This is a genomic window from Pseudanabaena sp. PCC 9330 (genome assembly GCF_055795045.1).
In genome coordinates, this window is record NZ_JAYFES010000120.1 from 75644 (window position 1) to 95605 (window position 19962).

Sequence of the window (19962 nt, forward strand, 5' to 3'; positions counted from 1 at the left end):
TAGAGCCCTTTTTTGACTAGAGCTTTAACGGAAGCGCTTCTTGCGACGGGCGACGGCCTTACGCTTGCGCTTTTCTTGGGGCGTCTCGAAGTGGCGACGACGCTTAACTTCCGAAAAAACCCCGGCTTTAGACACCTGCCGCTTAAAGCGACGCAGGGCCGATTCAATGCCTTCGTTTTCACCGACAACGACTTGAGTCATACGAAACCGCTTCTTTACTCCTTAGGGATGAACAGAGGGATAAATTGCTGAACGGTCGATCGGTGGGCGCTAAACCCACAAAATGCTGGTCAGGTGCCCTGGAGCGGTCGAGCCACCTCCCATTGCTCCAGGCAGAGTCGTCATGGTTGTATTGCTATCTGCCAGCCTGTCTAAACAAGCCTTGTCGAGGCCATAGCCCCTATAGACAGCAGAATTTAGGCAGATGTGCCTTTTTCATTCTTACCAGACTAGCACAGAATTTATCGCTGCCAAGGGGCACCCACCCTACTGAGGGTGGCACGCACCGGGTCGAGCCTGGGCGAATCAAGTTGCCGCCCTGGTGTTTGAGGGGGAACTGGACGGGGCTAAGCCGCGTAGGTCTTGGGACGAGGGAAAGGCAGTGTGCCTGTACAGAGAGCCTGGCCCAGGCGCTGCTCACAGAAGGATTTTTCATCAGGGGCGAGATCGTCGTAGCTGACATCGCGCCGCAGCACGATACCGTTGTGCCCGGCTACAAACCGGGGCAGTTCCTCAAAGTCAATGGTGCGCAGGGTTTGAATATCGTAGGTGGTATAGGTGGTGAGGTCGGGCGCGTTAAAGTCAATATCCACTACGGTCAGCGCCTTCCAGGGAGGCAGCTGGCTGTCAATCAATGGGCGTGGCCCGGAACCTAAAATGCCCATGTGCAGCATCTGGAGCTGGCCTCGGTGGCCTGGGTAGTAGGCGTGTTGGTGCCCGCTGATATAGGTATGTACGTTGTAGCGCTCGAGCATGGCCCGCAGTTGGTCGGCATTGCCCATGACTTCGCCGGGTTTGTCGCGCCCCACCGCTACCCCGTAGAGAGGCAGATGGCTGATCAAAATTCTTGCCTTGGCCTGCTGGGCTATATCACTGGCTAGGGTGCTCTCGACCCAGGCCAGCCTGTTGGCGGGAATGCGGCTTGACGACCCATCCCATGCCATGAAGAAAATACCGTCTTGCTCAAAGGTGTAGAAGAAGGGAAAGTCGTCGCGATCGATGAAATTGACCCCAGGGTTGTGCTGCGGGGCGGCCCAGTAGCTGGTGGCTAGGTCGCGCTCCTGCTGAAAGAGAAAGGCGTTGTTTGCCCCCGTGGCGCTAGATGCGTCGTGGTTGCCGATGGTAAACCCAAAGGGCACCCTTTGCTGGCGCAGGGGGGCGGCCACGTGGTCGTCAAAGGCCTGCCACATGGCGTTGATCTGGTCTGGAGTGAGAGACCGGTCTTGACCGGCTACCATGTCGCCGCTGCACACCACCAGGTCGGGCTGCCAAAAGGGTAGAAGGGCGATCGCCTGATCTATTTCAGGATCGTAGGTGGTAGAACCATAGGCGCTGTTGAGGTCGCTGATCACCACCAGGCGCACATCGTGTCGGGGCGGGTTGGCCATGCCGCCGGGCACACCATCCACCCAGGCCTGGGCCGCAGCGGAGAGGGCCACGGGAGCCTCGGCGGCGGCAATGCCCTCCCTGGCATCGGCGGGGGCCACCGCCGCAACTGTGGCATCGGCAGGTGCTGGCACCGCTCCATTAGAGAGCAGCACCCGCTGGGAGCAGGCGATGCAGATACTGAGCACCATACCCAGGCACAGCCCGGTTAAAAAACGCTTGTGACCCATGACCGACTCGGGGCTAACCACAGGCATAAACTTACCCTATCCTTCTCACCTTTGCGCAGGGGGTAGAGGAGTTTGATGACAGCTTGGCTGAGCTAATACTAAAAAAATGAACATCCTCGGCACTGCTGCCCAACCCAGGGCTATTTACCCCCGGCCACATCAATCAAGGCACCGGTGATGTAGGAGGCCTCCGCCGAGAGCAGCCATACAATGGCCCTTGCCACTTCCATGGCCTCGCCCCCGCGTCCTAAGGGAATAGACTCTTTCACCCGTTCTAGGCGCTGGGGTTCGCCGCCGCTAGCGTGAATGTCGGTATCGATAAACCCCGGACGCACAGCATTGACGCGAATACCCTCCTGGGCGACCTCCTGGGCGAGGCCTATGGTCAACGTATCGATCGCCCCCTTTGACGCCGCATAGTCGACATACTCGCCAGGGGCACCCAGCCGGGCGGCCACCGATGACACATTCACAATTGCCCCCCCGCCTCCGCCCTGTTGGGTTGACATGCGCTTGATCGCTTCGCGTGCGCACAAAAAGCTACCGATCACGTTGGTTGCAAAGACGCGGCTGAGCCGGGCCGCATTGATCTGCGCTACCGGTTGCTGCGGCTCTAAAATGCCTGCGTTATTCACCAAGGCGGTAATCGGGCCTAACTGCTCATCGACAGTTTGAAAGAGACCCATGACATCGCTCTCAACGGCAATATCGGCGCAGACGGCGATCGCCTTTCCTCCGGTTGCGACGATCGCCTCCACTCCCTCCTGGGCTGCTGCTTGATGGTGCCGATAGTTGATGCACACCGCATACCCGCGTTCTGCCGCTAGCCGGGCGGTGGCCGCCCCAATGCCGCGACTGCCGCCAGTCACGATCACAACCGGTTGCATCATTGTCATCACGAGACCACCCCTTCGGGACTGTAAAAATGTAGCTTGATACCCTCCGGCTGACGCTCAGTCAGAGTCCTTAGGGCTGATCGGCGGCGGCATCCAATTCGGCAAACAGATCTTTGGCGACCAGTAGCGCGTTCAGGGCCGCCGGAAACCCGGCGTACACCGCCATTTGCATGATCACCTCCACAATTTCGTCCTTAGTGCAGCCGACGTTGAGACTGCCCTGAATGTGGGCTTTTAGCTCTGTAGGGGCATTGCCCAGGGTGACGAGGGATGCGATCGTGGCAATCTGCCGCTCCTTGGGTGATAGCCCCTCCCGAGAGTAGATATCGCCATAGGGAAACTCGATGATCAAGCGGGCAAAGTCGGGGGCAATATCGCCCAGGGCTGCCATGACGCCTTCGCCAATGTGGCCGTGAATTCGAGCGAGGGCCGCTTGCCCGCGACTGTATCGAGTAGGATCCATGGGTTTTACTGAAGAATTTGCTTGAGCATAGAACGGCGTCCCAGTTTTAGGGCATCACTTGCTGGAATCACCCCTGTAATCAGCGCTGCTAATGAGCGATCCCCGCCTAGCGAGGCAAAACCCAGGGGCAGGAACCCAGAGCCAAAAGTCCTATGATATTCTCAGGAGAACGGTGGCAAGGCTGCCTTGCTGAGTTTCAGGCTTTAAAGTTACCCCTATGACATTTTCTCGACGGTGGTTTAACCAAGCTTGTCTGGGGGTGGTAGCCGCCCTCGTGGCAGTGGGCTGTGGCAGCGGCGGCGGTGACGATGTCGTAAGCGTGGGCTCTAAAGACTTTACCGAGCAGCTGATCATTGGCGAGATGTATGCCCTGGTGCTCGAAGAAAACGGCTTTACCGTCGATCGCAAACTCAACCTCGGCGGTACCCCCGTCGCTCAAGCGGCGATCGAGAGCGGCGAAATTGACCTCTATCCCGAATATACTGGCACCGCTCTGCTCACCGTGCTCAATCTGCCCGCCAGCAGTGACCGGCAGGCCGTCTTTGACACCGTCAAGCAGGAGTATCTAGAGCGCTTTGGCCTGGTGTGGCTTGACCCGTCGCCGATGAACAACACCCAGGCCCTGGCCATGACCGCAGAGCAGGCCGACGCCCTCAATATTCGCACTATTTCTGACTTTGTCGCCCAGGCCAACGCCCTCACCCTAATTGGCCCCCCAGAGTTTGAAGTACGCGAAGATGGCTTGCCAGGGTTGCAGGCGGCCTACGGCAATTTCTCGCTCAAAGACTATAAGGCTGTGGATGCGGGCCTGCGCTACAGGGGGCTGGTCGATGGCGAGGCCGACGTGGCGGTGGCCTTTGGCACCGACGGCGAAATCAACGCCTTTAACCTGGTGGTGCTAGAAGATGACGAGGGGCTGTTTCCGCCCTACCAGGTGGCCCCGATTGTTAGTCAGGCGGCCTTAGAGGCCAACCCCGGCATTGCCGATGCCCTCAACCAGCTATCGCCCCTGCTCGACGACGGGGTAATGCGCGAGCTGAACTATGAGGTCAGCGGCAACCAGCGTGAGCCCGCCGATGTGGCCCGCGAGTTTTTGGTGAATGCGGGCCTGATTGCCGAGTAGCCCTCAGCGACATCTCCTCCGAGCCCTGTCCCGAGAAAAAGCCATGGGTGCCATTCAGTTTGACGATGTATCGCTGCGGTTTGCCGGTGGAGGGCGCCCGGCGGTGAGCCGGGTCACCTGCCAGGTCAATGCGGGGGAAATCGTGGTGATTTTGGGGCCGTCGGGCTGCGGCAAAACTACCCTGCTCAAGATGGTCAACCGCCTCTATGAGCCCACCGGGGGCAACATCTTTCTCGACGGGGTGAATATTCGCCAGATCAAGGCTACCAAACTGCGCCAGCGGATCGGTTACGTGATTCAGCAGTCGGGGCTGTTTCCCCACATGACGGTGGCGGGTAATGTGGCGGTGGTGCCCAAGCTGCTGGGCTGGCCCAAACCCCAGATTCAGGCGCGCATTGACGAGCTGTTAGACCTGGTCAAGCTGCCACCAGCAGAATTTCGCCATCGCTACCCCACTCAGCTCTCGGGCGGGCAGCAGCAGCGGGTGGGCATTGCTCGGGCGCTGGCGGGCAACCCCGGCATTATGCTGATGGATGAGCCCTTTGGGGCGATCGACGCGATTACCCGCACCGCCCTGCAGGACGAGATTCTTCGCCTCCAGGGGCAGCTCAAAAAGACTATTTTGTTTGTCTCCCACGATGTAGAAGAGGCCCTGCGTCTGGCCGATCGCATTTTGATCATGCGCCAGGGCGAGGTGGTGCAGTTTGACACCCCCTTTAACCTGCTCACCCAGCCCGCCAATGAGTTTGTTTACAACCTGCTGGGGGCCGACGATATGGTGCGCCAGCTGGGTCTGCTGCGGGTCAGCTCGGCGATGATGGCGCTGCCGCACAGCTACGGCCACAACCCTACCCTGGCCCACCACGACAGCCTGCGTGACGCCCTGTCGCTGATGCTCAAGACCGGGGCACCGGCTCTGACGGTGCTCAAGGAGGGCAGCCCAGTGGGGCTGCTCACCCTCGACCACATTCGCGAGTCGGCGAGGCCTGGGCAATGAGCTATCTACTCAGCAACCCAGGCGATGTGCTGACGCTGCTGCTGCAACACCTGCGCATGACAGGGATGGCGCTGGGGATTGCGATCGCCCTCGCCATCCCCCTGGCTCTGCTGGTCACCCGCCTGCGCTGGCTGGCCGTCCCTGTGCTGGGCGGGCTGGGCATTCTCTACACGATCCCTAGCCTGGCGCTGATTATCTTTTTGGTGCCGCTGTTTGGCCTCAACGCCACCTCGGTGATTGTGGCCATGGTGCTCTATACCCAGGTGATTTTGGTGCGCAACCTGACCGTGGGCCTGGCGGGCATCAACCCCGCCGTGCTGGAGGCGGCCAGGGGCATGGGTATGAGCGTGGCCCAGCGGTGGTGGCGGGTGCAGGTGCCGTTGGTGCTGCCAGTGTTTTTGGCCGGGGTGCGGATCGCGGCGATAGTGGCGATCGCGATCGCCACCATTGGAGCCAAGTTCAATGCTGGGGGCCTAGGCAAACTTCTGTTCGACGGCATTCAGACCAACCGCTACGACAAAATTGTCGCCGGGTCAATCGCAGTGGCGGTGCTGGCGCTGGTGATTAACGGGCTGCTACTAGCTCTAGAGCACTACAGCCAGCCCCAGCACCGCCTGAAAAAAGAATCGTATTTTTGACCGTCCCATTCCCCAGGCCGTAGGGTGAGCATTGCCCACCAACCATTTGTCCGTGCCATTTCACGTGAAGCGATCCTGCTTTTCCAAGGATTGTTCTGATCCCGCAATCAGGGCAAATTAAACCTAATTTACAAAGCCCGGTTGAGGCGAACACTGCGAGGGTCATCGTTAACTACCGCCTGGGGGGCAAACGCATTACCATCTAGCTCTGAAGTGCGGCCCAGGGTTTGCTGGTGGGGCAGGGGTGCCTGGGCGATCAGGGCGTCTAAATTGTCGCTGAGAATCTGTCGGGGCTGCTCACCGATGGCGGTGGCGATGGGGGCAGCATCGGTGCCCATATAGACAAAGTGGGGAATGCCCTCTACCCGGTGGGCCAGCATCTCGGGTAGCCAGGTGTTGTTGTCGATGTTGAGCATGACAAAATTGACGCGATCGCCGTATTTCCCGCGTAGCTCAGCCATATCGCCTGCCATCGCCTGGCAGGTGGTGCACCAGTTAGCGTAAAACTCCAGCAGGGTTGGTTTGCCGTTGGTTTGGGCCTGGTCGTAGGGCACCGCCGTGGCGGCTAGCTCAGTCAGCGATGGGGTCGTCGACTGGGTGCGAAACCCCACAAAGACCAGCACCGATAAGACAACGGCAACCAGCGCCACCACCAGGTTGCGAATCGGGCTGGGGGGTAGGTCAGACGTGGTGGAGAGGTTGTCAGCCATAGTAACGATAGAATGCTTTGGGTTTGAGGACTGGATAGACGACGGCCAGCCGGACTCCGGCTAGGATAAAGGCAGCTTGCTGCTCTTTTTAGTGTAGAAGAATCAGGAGCGGTAGGCGGTAGGCGATACATTGAGACGACCATGAAGAAACGGGTCAAGCTGATTTTTCCGAAGCGGTCGGTGCACATGCCGATCACCTACCGCCTAGCGAAGGACTTTAATATTGCTGCCAACATCATTCGTGCCCAGGTGGCCCCCAACCAGGTGGGCACCCTGGTGGTAGAGCTGTCGGGAGATATCGACCAGCTCAACGATGCGATCGACTGGCTAGAGGTGCAGGGCATTGAAGTGTCGAGCGCCAGTGGTGAAATTATGATCGACGACAGTCTCTGCGTTCACTGCGGTCTCTGTACGGGGGTGTGCCCCACCCGCGCGCTCACCCTCGACCCCCAGACCTTTCGACTCACGTTTACCCAGTCGCGCTGCATTGTCTGTGAGCAGTGTGTGCCGACCTGCCCCACCCAGGCAATTTCGACCAATCTCTAACCAGTTCCTATGCTTTAGACGCTGCCTGCTAAATCTGCCTACAGACGCTGCCCGCTGCCCTAATCGTCTGGCTCCCCATCCCGAGGCGATCGCCATGAAGCAAGACCGATCTCTGCACACTGTACTAAGCAAACACTGGCTCTCGTGGCTGCTGGTGGTGATGGCCTACGCCACCTACGGCAGTTTTTTGCACAACCTCGAGTCGACGCCGGGAGTGTGGAGTGCGAGCATATTTTTGGCCGTTTGGGGATCGTGGGCGATTACCCTGGGATGGCCGCAGATGCGGCGGCTGTTGCTGATAGGATTTCAGTCTGACCTGGGCTACTTTGTCATGGCGCTGACCATTGCCTCGCTGTCTGTGGCCGCAGTGACGCAGTTTCAGCGGTTTTCCTATCTGGTAATGCTGTTGGCGGTCTCGCTGCTGGCCCGGATCGACAAGCTAATTGCTGGGTACAACGACAGCCTGGCGTTTATTTTGCTATCTCTACTGTCGCTGTTCGGCATGGCATTGAGCTGGATTCCCAGGCTGATAGCCATGATCTCTGCCTCGGGAATCTCGGGTTGAGCCCCAATGGCACCCTCGATCACGCCCCTTTCCCCTCGACAGAGCACAATCCCCAACCGATAGGAATCCCAATGGACTCGGGCGGTTGGGTACCCCATGGCTGTGTAGGATGGTAAATAGACTCTGCCGATTGTATACAATGACTCGGCTGGGCGCGATCGCCCAGCGGTGGGGCATAACGATATCTGTTGACGCTAGTTAGGGGTTTGACTATGACGGTGGCCACCACACAATCACTTCCGGCCTTTTGCCAGGGCATTCAGCACTTTGGGGAGCAGCTCTCCGAGTTTGCGCTCTACGGCCAGGCAGCGGCGATCGCCCCCGATCAAACCGCCATTGCTGACCCCGGCGACCCCGCCGCCGTCTACCAGACCCTGCTTGCCGCCGACGCTCTGCGCTACCTCACCCTGCAGGTGACCGCCAGCAAAGAGTCGGGCCACCCCGGCGGCTTTGCCAGCATCGCCGAGGCGATCGCCTCGTTGGTCATGCTGGGCCACAAAAACATCGTCACCGAGGTGGGTCACCACGCCCCCGGCTTCTATAGCAACGTGTTTCTCGACGGTTCCCTAGAGGCCATGGGCATTGGCACGGTGCAGGAACTGTGCGATCGCTTCCGCGAAACCCACGGCCTGCTGGGCCACCTGTCGGGCCAGATCCCTGGGCTGCTGGCCCCTGCTGGCCCCCTCGGCCAGGGGCAGCACTTCGCCATGGCGGGCGCTAAGCTGCACCCCGGTGTGCTCTTTCCCGTCACCATCGGCGACGGCGGCCTGGGCGAACCCTACATCATGAGTAGCTTTGGCCACTTCACCACCGCCTACCCCACCGTCACCAACTTTCTCCCCATTTTGGTGTGGAACGGCTACAGCCAAGAGCACCACAGCATGGTCTCCACCAAGAGCAACCAGGCCATGATCGACTACTGGCGCGGCAACGGCTTCCAGGAGGTGATCCTGGTAGACGCCAAGGACTTCGACGACGCCAGCCAGCCCGGCGACTACGTGGATAGCACCGCCTTTTCCTTCCCCCAGCGCTTCGCCTTTACCCAGGCGGTGCTAGAAGCCACCGATAAGGCCGCCAAGCTGGCCCTGGGTGGCACCCTGACGGTGCTGATCGTCAAGCAGCTGAAGGGGGCTGGGGTTCACAAGCGCGGTGCGCAGTCCCACAACCTGTATCCGGGTGACTCCCTCACCCGCGACTATATTGTCAGCGCCCTCACTACCCGCGCCCTACATCCCGATGCCTGGGCCTTGGTGCGGGCCAACTACGAACGGGCGGGCGGTGGCCCCGCCGCCCAGGTGGCCGTCACCGAGCGCGAGCTGCCCCTGGCCGACCTGGGCCCCCTGCCCCTAAACGAGTTCGCCGTGGGGGGCGACAAGCAGGTGGCCACCACCGCCATGGGTGCCCTGGTGGGCTATGTGGGCCAAAAAGACTCCGCCTTTGTGGTGACCAATGCCGACGGCAACGCCGCCTCGGGCATCAACAACATCAACCAGGCGCTGAAAATCATTCACCCCACCGCCGACCCCACCTACTTTCAGCAGCCCCAGGGCCAGGTGTACGAGCCCCTGAGCGAAGATGCCTGCGCCGGTCTAGCGGCAGCCCAGGCGCTGTTTGGAGCCCGCACCCTCTGGTGCTCCTACGAATCCTTTGCCATCAACGGCCTGCCCATCTGGCAGACCGTCACCCAGGCTATGGCCGAGCTGCGTCGCCTTACCCCCTCCACCATCTGTCTATTTACGGCAGGGGCTTTAGAGCAGGGCCGCAACGGCTGGACTCACCAGCGCCCCGAGGTCGAAAACTACTTTGCTGGCATGCTGCGCAACGGCAATGTCTACGCCCTGTTCCCCACCGATGCCAACGGCATTCAGGCTTGCTACGACTGGGCGCTGACCACCCGCAACAAGGGAGTCACCATCACCGCCAGCAAGTCGCCCCTGCCCATCCGCACCACCTTCGAGCAGACTAGGCGGGCGATCGCAGAGGGGGCGATCGAGCTAGCTGCCACCCCCGGCGACAAAACCGTGGTGTTCGCTGTTATTGGCGACATGACGCTGATCCCTGTCTTTGAGGCCGCAGAACAACTGGCTAGCGACGGCATTGGCAGCCGCATTGTCTCGGTGGTCAACCCCCGCCAGCTCTATCGCCCCACCGATGTCGCCTGGGATCTGTGCTCCGAGCCTGACGGTAAATTTCTCGACGATGCTGGTTTTGATCGCCTGTTTGGCGGCGACGTGGTGATTGGCGTTACCGGTGGCTCTAGCGCCATGCTGGAGCCGGTGATGCTGCGCAGCACCGCCCCCCGCGACACCTTCGCCTGGAAGCGGGGCGAAACCACCGCCAGCGCTGGACAGATTATGGCAATCAATGGGCTGACGGCCAGCAACTTTGTGGCCCGTGCCAAGGCGCTGCTAGCCTAGGGATTGGGCGTTCTGACGCCGTCGGTTTAATCTCAACTCCGACTCACAAAACCCCGATTTGAACCCGATACTTGGCAGGGCGAACAGTCGTTCGCCCCTACAGGTGGGCCGGTTGGAAATCGGGGGTATGGAATTTAGATTCGGTATCAAAGCAGAGTCGGGCAAAGGTAGTGTTACCTTTGCCCGACTCTGATGATCTTGATCCTTATATGAACCATGACCTTTGTAGACCTGAGCTATGCTCAGATCTAGTTGCCCTCGGCGGGCTGCTGCGATCGAATGTAGTCGAGCACATCAGTAGATGGAAACAGCCGGACTTGTTGCAGCTGGGCATCGAGGGCCGGGTCATCGTTGCTCGCCATCACCGCCAGCAGCCACTCCAGCGAGAGCACCTGCACCACAATGTTGTTGCTCGCCGCAGCGTTGGTTTCGCGGTAGCGGTCTAGCAAAATTTGCAGGTCATTGCGGGAGAAAAACATAGGTAGTGCAGTTTCGCCGTCCTGAGTGATGGTCAAGTAGGGGCCATCTTCTCCCTGACGAGCGATAAACAGAGGCACACCCTGGAAATCTGACTCAATGCTCAGAGCGGCCTCTCGCTCTTGGTCGATGGGCAAATAGAGCAAGGGCGTCTGCTCTGCATCATCCAAGACGGTCTCCTGGAAGAGGGTGCCGAGGTCAACTAGGGCGATCGCCGCACTAGGATCTTCTTCCTGCGCTCGGGTCAGAAAGGAAGTCGCTGCCTCCCCGTCTAAAAACACCACTGGCACCTTCACCTCCTCACTGTTGACCTCGGCGGCAGCGGTCAGAGGCTGGCCATCAGAATTGAGAATGATAAAGACCGGCACCTGCTCCAGCTTGTCAACGATTACCGCTTCGTCGAGGGCCTCGGCAGGCATAGGCACCGCCAGGCCACTACCGAGCAAGCTACCACTCACCAAGGCTGCAAGCAGAGGCAATGGCCGAATCAGACGAGAGAGTCTAGGAAGCATAGGGCATTTGGTTACTGGACAGGGATAGGGACGTGGATAAGGTTATGGCTACTGTGCAGCCATAACCCCAATAATATGGAGTAATTAGCCATCAATATTACAGAGCCACACACTCTAAATTACTGGCCACTGTGCCAGTAATTTGATCATAAAAAATTAGGGCCAGCACTTTAATTTGGCACCCAAAAACTTAGCACCAATCGTCTGGTACTAAACAATATGAGCTGGGCAAACCTTGCCCGCAACGGCATCAATCGGGATGACAGGATTTGAACCTGCGACATCCTGCTCCCAAAGCAGGCGCGCTACCAAGCTGCGCTACATCCCGTGGCTTGTTGGCCGTCACTAGTATAGCCTGCTTTCTTGCTCAACTGGCACAGCTCTTGGCTTGGCCTCGGTTTGACTGCGCCAGAGAGGTACTGACTCACTCTTAAGTCTGGGGTAAGTTGGCGGCTTCAGAGGGCCTCTGGCCCCTGCGCACCCCACCCCAGGGCAGCTATGTTGACCAATCGAGCTACCTTAGTAAGTGAAACCCTCTGAACCATGCCGATGACTACTCCGGTCTACGCTTTAGACAAATTACCTGGGCTGAGCTCGGCCCATGCCCAGGGGCTGGCCCAGCTAGGGTTGACCAGTACCGACCAGCTCTATCGCTATGGGCGCTCTGCTGATCGGCAACAGGCTCTAGCCAAACGGCTACAGGTGCCCCTACGCTACGTCACCAAGTGGGTCATTTTGTCAGAACTGGCGCGGGTGCCTGCCGTCGGGTGTCAGGCTAACGGGCTGTTGCTCCATGCCGGCATCATGTCGGTGCAGCAGCTAGCCGATTGCTCGGCCCAGAACCTTTACACGCGGCTGCGGCGGCTGCACGTGGCTACGCTGCAACGCAATGATCTCTGCCCCAGCGCCGACCAGGTCAGTTTGTGGATCAACCAGGCCAAGGCATTGAAAAACGGCAGCATTAGATAGGTAATCGGGCCGCCCGATCACTTGTTCAGTACAGTTCATACTTCATCCATTGGCAGGGAATGCCACCGTTAGACACCGCTACCCGCTGGGCAGATTTAAGCCCAATGTGGCGAGACAACTCCTTGTTGCCGCTGAGCACAAAGGCCGTCCAGCCCTTAAAGCGCTGCTTCAGCACATTGCCCAATAATTTGTAGAACGCACCGAGGTCTTCGTCAGCCCCCAGTCGTTCGCCGTAGGGGGGGTTGCACAGCAGGTAGCCGCTGTCGGCGGGGGCCTCTAGATCGGCCAGATCGGCCGCCCAAAATTTGACCTGCTCAGCCAGGTCGCAGCGCTGGGCATTGAGCCGAGCCTGGTCAATGATGGTGGGGTCGCGATCGCACCCCCCCACCCAGACCCCAAGGTCTGGCCTACGGCTGGCTTCTGCCTCTTGCCACAGCTGATCCCACAGATCGCTGTCAAAGTCGGGCCAAGTCTGAAAGCCAAACTCCTCGCGAAAGATCCCTGGGGCGATCTTCAGCGCCATCATGGTGGCCTCTAGGGGCAACGTGCCTGATCCACACAGAGGGTCGATCAAGGGCACATCTCCCGTCCAGCCCGTCAGGGTGACCAGGGCTGCCGCCAGGGATTCTTTCAGCGGGGCCGCCCCCACCGCCGGGCGATAGCCGCGCCGATGCAGACTTGACCCAGAGCTATCGAGGCTAACGGTGGCGCTGTCGTCGTGAACATGGACATTTAAGCGCACTTCGGGGTGCTGGGTGTCGATGGTGGAGCGATCGCCCCAGTGCTGCCGCTGCTGGTCAACCACGGCATTTTTGACCTGGAGGGCGGTGAAGTGGGTGTGGTTAAGGCTGGGGTTTTTGCCTGTGACATCTACTGCAAAGGTGCGATCGGGGGTGAGGTGGGGCCGCCAGTCGATACTTTGAATGCCCTGGTACAGGGCCTCAGCATCGGGGCAGGGCACCTCAGCTAACTTCACCAGCACCCGAAAGACCAGCCGCGACCATAGGTTGACCCGGTACAGCAGGGCCAGGTCGCCCTCAAAGGCAACGCCGCAAAAGCCCGGCTCTAGCCGCTGGGCACCCAGGCTCTCCAGCTCTGTGGCTGCCAGGGCTTCGAGACCACGGGCAACGGTAGCAAAATAAGCGGCCATGGGCCTCCTTCTAAAACATCTACAGCGATGCCCAAGCGGCATCAAACCCCTACTTCCCCGGTGATTTACCGTTTTGTTAAGACCGGATATTTCGACACATATCACCCTTGGAAGCTAGGCTATTCTATTGGTATCCTTATGAATACGACACTCTCAATTTAGAGCAAACCCAGGTTTAGGGTAAGCCTAGGAGAGCGCATTCACCAGCGCAGAGTGCGGCGGTTCCGCCGATGGCTGTCTGGCCCCACTGTTGAATTACGAGAGGAAAGACCTATTTCTAAGACGCAACTGGTAAACCGGCAAATTCGCTCGCCTCAGGTGTTCTTAATCGACCATGAGAACCAAAACCGAGGGCTCATGGATACTCGCGAAGCGCTCAGCCTAGCCGAGGATGCAGGCCTTGATCTGGTGGTGGTCTCTAACGGCAAAGACGCTCCTGTGGCCAAAATTTTGGACTACGGCAAGCTCCAGTACCAGCAGAGTAAGCGGCAAAAGCAGAGCTCTAAGCCGTCTTTGAAAGAGGTCAAGCTACGCCCCAACGTGGGTGAGTCTGACTACCAGCTTCGCATCAAGCGCTCGGTAGAGTGGCTGTCGAAGGGAGACTCGGTCAAGTTTTTGGTGCGCCTGCGGGGGCGCGAGCACCAGCACCGCGATCGCGCCGCAGAGCTGCTAGAGCGGATCGTGAAAGATATTGGCGATGCTGGCAAGGTGCAGGCCCTCGATCGCAAAGCCCTGGTGCTGATGATTACCCCGGCCTAGGCCTAATAATCGCCACCTATCCCCAGTAGGGGTAAACGCCTGTTTGCCCCTACGAGAGCCATTAGATATTTCATCTATACCCATGTTTGGCAACCCCAGCTACCTTACCTATAGATGGGGCCAACCTAACATTTGAGCTACCTGCTGCCACACTGTGACAGGGTTAAAGGGTTTAGCAATCACTCCGGCCACCCCCAGGTCGGCAAAGCGATCGCGATCGCTGGGCAACACCTTTGCCGTCAGCAGCACCACCGGTATTGCTTGAGTTATAGGGTTAGCCTGGAGCTGAGCATAGACCGCAAAGCCGTCCATATCCGGCATGGAAACATCGAGCAAAATGGCATCCCAGGTGCCCGTCACTGCCTGGGCCAGACCGTCGCGGCCCGATGCCGCTGCGGCGGTTTGCCAACCACCAAACTCCTCCAGCGATAGGCAGACCACATCGCGAATATCCAGCTCGTCATCAATCACCAAAATGCGCTTGATCATGCGTCCTTCAGGGGCAGCGTAAAGAAAAAGGTGCTGCCCTGGCCCAGCTGGCTCTCTACCCAGATTTCCCCGCCGTGCTGCTCAACGATACGTTTGCAGATGGCTAGACCCAGGCCTGTACCGCCTTTTTGTCGTGAGTCAGACACATCCACCTGCTGAAACCGCTCAAAGATCAGCTCTAGGCGATCGGCGGGTATGCCCCGGCCCTGGTCTTTGACCACCACTTGCAGGAACGAGGGGGCGGGGTGGTCAGCACTGCTCGGGCGATCGGGGGCGATCGCTGCCGTTAGCCAGATTTTACTACCGGGGTCAGAAAATTTGATGGCGTTGCCCAGCAGATTGACCAGGGTTTGCACGATCGCGTCTGGGGCCGCCAACACCGTGGCCGACACCTCATCTACCTGAATGGTAATGTTGGCCTCGAGAGCCAGCGCCTCAACGCCGCTGACCGCCAGGTTAAACAGCTGCGCAATCGCACAGGGTTTGAGCGCTAGATCGACTCGGCCCGTGGTCAGCCGCTCTAGGTCAAGAATATCGTTGACCAGGCGAATCAGCCGTTCGGTGTTGTCGAGAGCCATGTGCAGCATCTGCTGGGCCTTCTCAGGGCGATCGCTGAGCACCCCAGCCGCCAAAATGCCCAAGCCGCCACGAATGGCCGTGAGGGGGGTGCGCAGCTCATGGCTGACAATAGAGATAAACTCATCTTTGAGGCGATCGACCTTGTAGCGATCGCTGATGTCGCGCACCACCACCAGCACCTCATCCTCAGTCACTGGAATAATTCGCGCCTCTTCGTAGAACGCCTCGCCAGCCCAACGCAGCTCGTATTCCTGCCGTTGAATGGTGCCGGTGGCCAGGGCCACCTCGACACAGCGTTGGCGCTCCTGGGCCAGGGCCTCAGGCAAGTTTTCATACATGCTAGTTTCAAGAATGCGGCTGGCATTGCCAATCCAGTTGACCGCTCCCAGGTTGTAGACTTCCTTGGGGCGACCGTTACGCCCCAGCCGCATCAGCAGGTCAGGGATAGCGTTGATCAACGCCTGCTTGGTCGCCTCACTGGCCACCAGGGAAGCGGTCTGGGTCGCCACCTGGCGTTCGAGTTCCTGCTGATAGTTAGTCCGCAGGCGCTCGGTTTGGCGACGTTCGCTAATGTCTTGAAAGGTGTTGATCGAGTAGAGCACCTGGCCCTGGCCATTAAAGACCGGAATGGTGTGCACCTCTAGGGGAATGCGGCGATCGCCCGTGTCCACCTCAATGTCGTCAGTGTAGGCGGTCTCTCCCCGCAGCCCCCGTACCACCGGTAGGTCTTCGGTGGGGTATAGCTCATCGCTACCGGCTCGATAGAGCCGATAGGTCTCCGCCAACTGCTCGACATTGGCCAGGGCAATACCGTTGACCAGCAGTTCTTTACCCTTAGCGTTGAGAAACAGCATCTGACCAGTCTGATCGTGAACGCTGAGGGCCACCGGCACCCCGTTGAGAAACGTAGCCAGGGTATTTTCCCGATCCTTCAGGCTTTGGAACGACCCCACTAGCTGGCCGACCATGCGGTCAAACCCCTGGCGCAGTGCTTCTACCTCTTCAATTCTGGTGGGCTGAGTCGGGGGCACTACGCCCATGCCATCGGTAAACGCCTGGGTTGCCCGCTGCAGCGAAAAAATTGGCCTGGTGATGTACTCCGCCGTCCACAGCCCTAGCCCGATCGCACCCATCAGGGCCAGGGCACAGAGCAGCGCCGTGCGCCCCAGATTCAGATAGATTGCCGTCATAAATTCGGCGGCGGGCACCACGGTAATCAGCCGCCAGTCCAGATCGCCTTCTAAGGGAATGAGGTTGACAAAGTATTGCTGAGTCTCGTAGCGCAGCGACAGAAAAATCGGCTGCCGCAGGTCATAAGCCTCAGGGGAGGTAGCCTGGAGGGCGGCGTCGACGGCCCGCGTCAGGCCATCATGACTCTGGGTAATGGTCAACCGCCGGGGCTGCACCGACACGTTTTGGGCATAGTCAGATTGGGCCTGGGCGTCAAAGGGCTGCTCGCCGGTGGAGGTCGCCACCAGATTGCCGTTGGGTTCGATCAACAGCAGCTGGCCCCCATCCCCTACGGCCAACTCCTGTAGCAGGGTTCCCAGGGTCACCAATTGAGTACCGGCACTCGTCACGCCGCCAATTTCCCCGTTCGCCGCATAAAAGGGCCTGAAGCGTACCATCACCAGTTCGGGGGTGTTATACCCCCGCCCCAGACTGACCACCAGCCGCCAGAGCCCGTCAGGATTGGCCTTGGCAGCGGCATACCAGGGGTCTTCTGGTGGGGCCCTGTGGGGGGCATACTGACGGCGAGGCAGGTCGCTGGGAACAGGATTTCGCCCCTCGGCATCCAGGCGGTAGTGATACAGCCAGCTATCCGACTGGCGGACGTAGCGCTCGCGTAGGGCAAAACCCTGGTCAGCCTGGCGGATGACATGGAGAAAAGCCCCCGCCTCGTTGGCGATCGCCAGATCGGTCAGATCTGGAAACTGCTGCAAATATTTGGCGAAATATTGCTCCATGGGCACCAGGTCGGCGCTCGATAGATAGCCCGCCTCCAGGAGATAGACCGTGCTGTCTGTGACAAACTGAGCCTCCTGGAGATAGCCCTCCAGCCGAGCATTCGTCTGCTGACTGATTTCGGCTAGCAGGCGCTGGATCATCTCCGTGACCGCTTGCTCTCCACTGCGGTAAGACAGATAGCCCACAATTCCTGTGAGCCCAATGACCTGAATCAGGAACGGCACGATCAGCAGATTGCGCAGCGAGAACTTCATCCCTGGTGCCCTGGCTAGCTACACATGGGATACAGACAAAAGGTATTGCCACCCCGCCCTCTGGCATCTTGCAGGGCCTGGTCGGCCGTCTTGAGGAGGTGATCGCTAGCCATTAATACGGTGGGGGTGGTGCCGCCAATACCCAGGCTGAGCGTAACACAGTCGCTCGACTCAGAAGAGGGGTGAGGAATCTTCAGGTCGGTAACCGCCTGCTGTATGCGGGCCACTACCCGTAGCGCTCCGTCGAGGTTGGTGTTGGGTAGCACAATGGCAAACTTATCGTCGCCGCAGCGGGCCACCAGATCGATGTTGGGGTTGACGGTGCGGTGCAGGGTGCGGGCAATGCGGCGCAGGGCGGTATCGCCTGCCTGCTGGCCATAGACCTGGTAGTAGTCACGCAGGTTGTCGGGGGCGCACAAAATCAAAGAAATGGGGGCGTGGTCTTGGCAGTGGCGCTCCCACTGCTGCTGCAAAAAGGCATCGAAGTGCAGACTGTTAGCCACCTGGGTGAGGGGATCGGTGGCATCTTGCTGATCCCAAAACAGGGCCTGGCGGTGGCGCATGTGCTCGATCTGCTGCCGCAGCCGCGATCGCTCGATGCGGCTCAGCACCCGTGTCACCAGCTCTGGGCCCACAATGGGCTTGCCGATCAGATCGTCGCCACCGACCTCAAACACCTGGCGCACGGTGACGGTGTCGGGGTGGGCCGCAACCATCAAAATCGGCAGGTTGCCAAACCGCGAATCTTGGCGCACGACCTGGCAGAGATCAATGCCGCTAAAGGTGGGCATCTCCAGAGCTAGCAGCAGCAGGTCGGGCTGGGTTTGACGCAGCATTTCCCAAAACTGGCTAGGGTCGCCCAGTTCTTCTACCTGGAGCCCCCAGGGAGTTAAGAGATCGGTAATGACACTGCGGGTGACCGGGTCGGTATCGACGACCATCACCCGCGAGTCTGGCTTTTGGGAGGCGGGCAGCAGCTGGTCGAGACTGTCTAATATCTGCTGGGGAGTGACTGGGGCTACCAGATAGCGATCGCCCTGAAGCCGTGCCACCTGCACCCGCTCTTCCAGGCTGTCATGGCCGGTGAGCACCAGCACTGGCAGCTGCGGATAGCGATGCTTGATTTCCCGCAGGGGGGCCAGCTTCTCCACCAGAGATACTTCCTGGTTGAGGGTCAGCACGGCGGCCTCAAAGCCACCCTGGGCTAAACTTTGTAGCATTGTCGGCAGGTTGGAGACGCCGTCTAATTGCCAATTCCGCTTAATTGCCACGCCCTGCAAGCCTGTCATCAAATCGGGCTCTAGGGCCAGAGCCACCCCCCGATGGCGTGGCGGCAGGGTAGCTTCAGCCCTAGTTTCGGGCCGCTCAAGAATTTTCGGTGGCAGGGCTAGGGCTTGTTTGAGCGCGAGCAAACAGCGGGAGAGCTGGTCGACCTCGTGCACTGCCAAGGGGCGATCGCCAAGCAACAGTTCAATCTGGCGGGCCAGGGATGAGCCCTCCTCGTAGCCAAAGGTGCCTAGTCCCCCCGCTAGGCGGTGGGCTTCCTCCTGGGCGAGGCACCGCTGCTCAGCGGGCAGATTGCCCGCTTGCAGCGATCGCACCGCTCCTTCTACTACCTCCAGCCGTCGCTGAATCGACGCCTGAAATCGGGCTGCAATGGTCTCTAGGGATCGGGCCGCCGAGGGAGCCGCTAGGGAGGAGGCTGTCTCAGGCCGCAGACCCACTGAGCCCTCGATGGCGATCGCGTCACTGTCTGACCTCGCCGCGATCGACCGCAACTGGGCATCGGGTTGGGCTCCGTCATAGCCAGGGGGGATATCCCTCAGGCGATAGCCCAGCCCATAGACAGTTTGAATCACGTTCTCGACCACGCCACTGCGCTTGAGCCGATTGCGCAGATCCTTCACTAAGTTGGTGACTGCCCCTTCCGTGGGCGAGTCGTCAATAGTCCACAGGTGATCCAGAATGGTGCTGCGGCTAAACACCCGCTGGGGATGGCGCAAAAATAGCTCTAGCAGGCTGTACTCTTTGGGCGTCAGCGATACTACCTGGCCCCGGTAGGTGACCTGGGCCAGGGTAGGGTCTAGGCAAAGCTGACCCCACCCCAAGGAAGGAATCGTCGTCGCCCGCGCCCCCCGTCGCAGTAAGGCTCGAATTCGCGCCAGCACCTGGGAGACTTCAAAGGGCTTGGTGACGTAGTCGTCGGCCCCCGCATCTAGACCGGTGATCACGTCCTCATCGTCGGCCTGGGCGGTAAGCATCAAGATCGGGGTAGAGACCCCCTTACTGCGCAGCTGACGACATAGACTCAGGCCGTCTAGCCGGGGAATATTGACGTCTAGCACGATCAGATCGTAGTTCCACAGGGCGGCTAGCTCCTGAGCAATGATGCCGTCAGCCGCTTGCTCTACGGTGTAGCGAGCCGCTGTGAGGTGAAAAACCAGCAGTTCTCGAGTGGCTAGGTCATCTTCGACAAGGAGTAGCTTCATCGGTGACGACCATCCTCAATGCCATAGTATTCTTGGGTGTCGAGGTTGACCCTGGCCAATCCCAGAGCGATCGCCCAACCGATCAGAGCCAGTCACTCAACCCAGCCAAACAACTTAGTCAGAACT

18 protein-coding genes and 1 tRNA gene are annotated in these 19962 nt (G+C 59.5%); 8 read left to right on the plus strand and 11 right to left on the minus strand.

The window, feature by feature from the left end; translation table 11 throughout:
• Positions 1-24 precede the first annotated feature (24 nt).
• The 4 genes from rpsU to AC0QKW_RS25235 form a co-directional block, all read right to left on the minus strand.
• The gene (rpsU, locus tag AC0QKW_RS25220; RefSeq protein WP_194052138.1) at positions 25-201 is read right to left on the minus strand and encodes a 30S ribosomal protein S21; all 177 of its coding nucleotides are present in this window, start codon (positions 199-201) and stop codon (positions 25-27) included.
• 365 nt (positions 202-566) lie between these two features.
• Positions 567-1862: a metallophosphoesterase family protein gene (locus AC0QKW_RS25225; RefSeq protein ID WP_473153878.1), complete on the minus strand. Its 1296-nt coding sequence runs from the start codon at positions 1860-1862 to the stop codon at positions 567-569.
• Positions 1863-1975: 113 nt separating this feature from the next.
• Complete coding sequence (locus AC0QKW_RS25230; protein ID WP_473154025.1) at positions 1976-2722, minus strand: SDR family oxidoreductase; 747 nt, start codon at positions 2720-2722, stop codon at positions 1976-1978.
• Between the two features lie 79 nt (positions 2723-2801).
• Positions 2802-3194, minus strand: a complete 393-nt coding sequence (locus AC0QKW_RS25235) for a carboxymuconolactone decarboxylase family protein (RefSeq protein WP_473153879.1) — start codon at positions 3192-3194, stop codon at positions 2802-2804.
• Between the two features lie 217 nt (positions 3195-3411).
• Between AC0QKW_RS25235 and AC0QKW_RS25240 the strand changes: the two genes are divergently transcribed.
• The 3 genes from AC0QKW_RS25240 to AC0QKW_RS25250 are packed head-to-tail and all read left to right on the plus strand — an operon-like array spanning position 3412 to position 5952.
• Positions 3412-4317 (plus strand): glycine betaine ABC transporter substrate-binding protein, encoded by a 906-nt coding sequence (locus AC0QKW_RS25240; protein WP_473153880.1) that lies wholly within the window; start codon positions 3412-3414, stop codon positions 4315-4317.
• A gap of 43 nt (positions 4318-4360) precedes the next feature.
• On the plus strand, positions 4361-5314 hold the full coding sequence (locus AC0QKW_RS25245; protein WP_473153881.1) for an ABC transporter ATP-binding protein: 954 nt from the start codon (positions 4361-4363) through the stop codon (positions 5312-5314).
• Positions 5311-5952 (plus strand): ABC transporter permease, encoded by a 642-nt coding sequence (locus AC0QKW_RS25250; protein ID WP_473153882.1) that lies wholly within the window; start codon positions 5311-5313, stop codon positions 5950-5952. The genes AC0QKW_RS25245 and AC0QKW_RS25250 overlap by 4 nt, the downstream gene beginning before the upstream one ends.
• A 128-nt stretch (positions 5953-6080) precedes the next feature.
• Here AC0QKW_RS25250 and AC0QKW_RS25255 read toward each other — a convergent pair whose 3' ends face one another.
• Positions 6081-6662 carry a thioredoxin domain-containing protein gene (locus AC0QKW_RS25255; protein ID WP_473153883.1) on the minus strand — a complete coding sequence of 194 codons (582 nt, stop codon included), beginning with the start codon at positions 6660-6662 and terminating at the stop codon, positions 6081-6083.
• A gap of 141 nt (positions 6663-6803) precedes the next feature.
• Here AC0QKW_RS25255 and AC0QKW_RS25260 point away from each other — a divergent pair, with 141 nt between their 5' ends.
• The 3 genes from AC0QKW_RS25260 (at position 6804) to AC0QKW_RS25270 (ending at position 10190) form a co-directional block, all read left to right on the plus strand.
• The gene (locus AC0QKW_RS25260; protein ID WP_473153884.1) at positions 6804-7208 is read left to right on the plus strand and encodes an NIL domain-containing protein; all 405 of its coding nucleotides are present in this window, start codon (positions 6804-6806) and stop codon (positions 7206-7208) included.
• Between the two features lie 94 nt (positions 7209-7302).
• Positions 7303-7773: a hypothetical protein gene (locus AC0QKW_RS25265; RefSeq protein WP_473153885.1), complete on the plus strand. Its 471-nt coding sequence runs from the start codon at positions 7303-7305 to the stop codon at positions 7771-7773.
• Positions 7774-7985: 212 nt separating this feature from the next.
• The gene (locus AC0QKW_RS25270; RefSeq protein WP_473153886.1) at positions 7986-10190 is read left to right on the plus strand and encodes a phosphoketolase family protein; all 2205 of its coding nucleotides are present in this window, start codon (positions 7986-7988) and stop codon (positions 10188-10190) included.
• A 248-nt stretch (positions 10191-10438) separates the two neighbouring features.
• Here AC0QKW_RS25270 and AC0QKW_RS25275 read toward each other — a convergent pair whose 3' ends face one another.
• Both AC0QKW_RS25275 and AC0QKW_RS25280 read right to left on the minus strand, forming a co-directional pair.
• Positions 10439-11179 (minus strand): Tic22 family protein, encoded by a 741-nt coding sequence (locus tag AC0QKW_RS25275; RefSeq protein ID WP_473153887.1) that lies wholly within the window; start codon positions 11177-11179, stop codon positions 10439-10441.
• A 254-nt stretch (positions 11180-11433) separates the two neighbouring features.
• Positions 11434-11507, minus strand: a tRNA-Pro gene (locus AC0QKW_RS25280).
• Between the two features lie 215 nt (positions 11508-11722).
• On the opposite strand from AC0QKW_RS25280, the gene AC0QKW_RS25285 reads away from it, so the two are divergent.
• Positions 11723-12148 carry a DUF4332 domain-containing protein gene (locus tag AC0QKW_RS25285; protein WP_473153888.1) on the plus strand — a complete coding sequence of 142 codons (426 nt, stop codon included), beginning with the start codon at positions 11723-11725 and terminating at the stop codon, positions 12146-12148.
• 25 nt (positions 12149-12173) lie between these two features.
• On the opposite strand, the gene AC0QKW_RS25290 is transcribed toward AC0QKW_RS25285, so the two are convergent.
• Positions 12174-13298 (minus strand): THUMP domain-containing class I SAM-dependent RNA methyltransferase, encoded by a 1125-nt coding sequence (locus tag AC0QKW_RS25290; RefSeq protein WP_473153889.1) that lies wholly within the window; start codon positions 13296-13298, stop codon positions 12174-12176.
• A gap of 213 nt (positions 13299-13511) precedes the next feature.
• On the opposite strand from AC0QKW_RS25290, the gene infC reads away from it, so the two are divergent.
• The gene (gene infC / locus AC0QKW_RS25295; protein WP_473153890.1) at positions 13512-14057 is read left to right on the plus strand and encodes a translation initiation factor IF-3; all 546 of its coding nucleotides are present in this window, start codon (positions 13512-13514) and stop codon (positions 14055-14057) included.
• Between the two features lie 108 nt (positions 14058-14165).
• On the opposite strand, the gene AC0QKW_RS25300 is transcribed toward infC, so the two are convergent.
• The 3 genes from AC0QKW_RS25300 to AC0QKW_RS25310 are packed head-to-tail and all read right to left on the minus strand — an operon-like array spanning position 14166 to position 19836.
• Positions 14166-14546, minus strand: a complete 381-nt coding sequence (locus AC0QKW_RS25300) for a response regulator (RefSeq protein WP_473153891.1) — start codon at positions 14544-14546, stop codon at positions 14166-14168.
• Positions 14543-17347 (minus strand): ATP-binding protein, encoded by a 2805-nt coding sequence (locus tag AC0QKW_RS25305; RefSeq protein ID WP_473153892.1) that lies wholly within the window; start codon positions 17345-17347, stop codon positions 14543-14545. The genes AC0QKW_RS25300 and AC0QKW_RS25305 overlap by 4 nt, the downstream gene beginning before the upstream one ends.
• Positions 17348-17361: 14 nt before the next feature.
• Positions 17362-19836, minus strand: coding sequence for a response regulator (locus AC0QKW_RS25310; protein ID WP_473153893.1), 2475 nt, complete (start codon positions 19834-19836; stop codon positions 17362-17364).
• Positions 19837-19962 lie beyond the last annotated feature (126 nt).

Coding starts and splice junctions, on each gene's coding strand:
- rpsU (WP_194052138.1), bottom strand. CDS start 201: ATGACTCAAGTCGTTGTCGGTGAAAACGAAGGCATTGAATCGGCCCTG.
- AC0QKW_RS25225 (WP_473153878.1), bottom strand. CDS start 1,862: ATGCCTGTGGTTAGCCCCGAGTCGGTCATGGGTCACAAGCGTTTTTTA.
- AC0QKW_RS25230 (WP_473154025.1), bottom strand. CDS start 2,722: ATGCAACCGGTTGTGATCGTGACTGGCGGCAGTCGCGGCATTGGGGCG.
- AC0QKW_RS25235 (WP_473153879.1), bottom strand. CDS start 3,194: ATGGATCCTACTCGATACAGTCGCGGGCAAGCGGCCCTCGCTCGAATT.
- AC0QKW_RS25240 (WP_473153880.1), top strand. CDS start 3,412: ATGACATTTTCTCGACGGTGGTTTAACCAAGCTTGTCTGGGGGTGGTA.
- AC0QKW_RS25245 (WP_473153881.1), top strand. CDS start 4,361: ATGGGTGCCATTCAGTTTGACGATGTATCGCTGCGGTTTGCCGGTGGA.
- AC0QKW_RS25250 (WP_473153882.1), top strand. CDS start 5,311: ATGAGCTATCTACTCAGCAACCCAGGCGATGTGCTGACGCTGCTGCTG.
- AC0QKW_RS25255 (WP_473153883.1), bottom strand. CDS start 6,662: ATGGCTGACAACCTCTCCACCACGTCTGACCTACCCCCCAGCCCGATT.
- AC0QKW_RS25260 (WP_473153884.1), top strand. CDS start 6,804: ATGAAGAAACGGGTCAAGCTGATTTTTCCGAAGCGGTCGGTGCACATG.
- AC0QKW_RS25265 (WP_473153885.1), top strand. CDS start 7,303: ATGAAGCAAGACCGATCTCTGCACACTGTACTAAGCAAACACTGGCTC.
- AC0QKW_RS25270 (WP_473153886.1), top strand. CDS start 7,986: ATGACGGTGGCCACCACACAATCACTTCCGGCCTTTTGCCAGGGCATT.
- AC0QKW_RS25275 (WP_473153887.1), bottom strand. CDS start 11,179: ATGCTTCCTAGACTCTCTCGTCTGATTCGGCCATTGCCTCTGCTTGCA.
- AC0QKW_RS25285 (WP_473153888.1), top strand. CDS start 11,723: ATGCCGATGACTACTCCGGTCTACGCTTTAGACAAATTACCTGGGCTG.
- AC0QKW_RS25290 (WP_473153889.1), bottom strand. CDS start 13,298: ATGGCCGCTTATTTTGCTACCGTTGCCCGTGGTCTCGAAGCCCTGGCA.
- AC0QKW_RS25300 (WP_473153891.1), bottom strand. CDS start 14,546: ATGATCAAGCGCATTTTGGTGATTGATGACGAGCTGGATATTCGCGAT.
- AC0QKW_RS25305 (WP_473153892.1), bottom strand. CDS start 17,347: ATGAAGTTCTCGCTGCGCAATCTGCTGATCGTGCCGTTCCTGATTCAG.
- AC0QKW_RS25310 (WP_473153893.1), bottom strand. CDS start 19,836: ATGAAGCTACTCCTTGTCGAAGATGACCTAGCCACTCGAGAACTGCTG.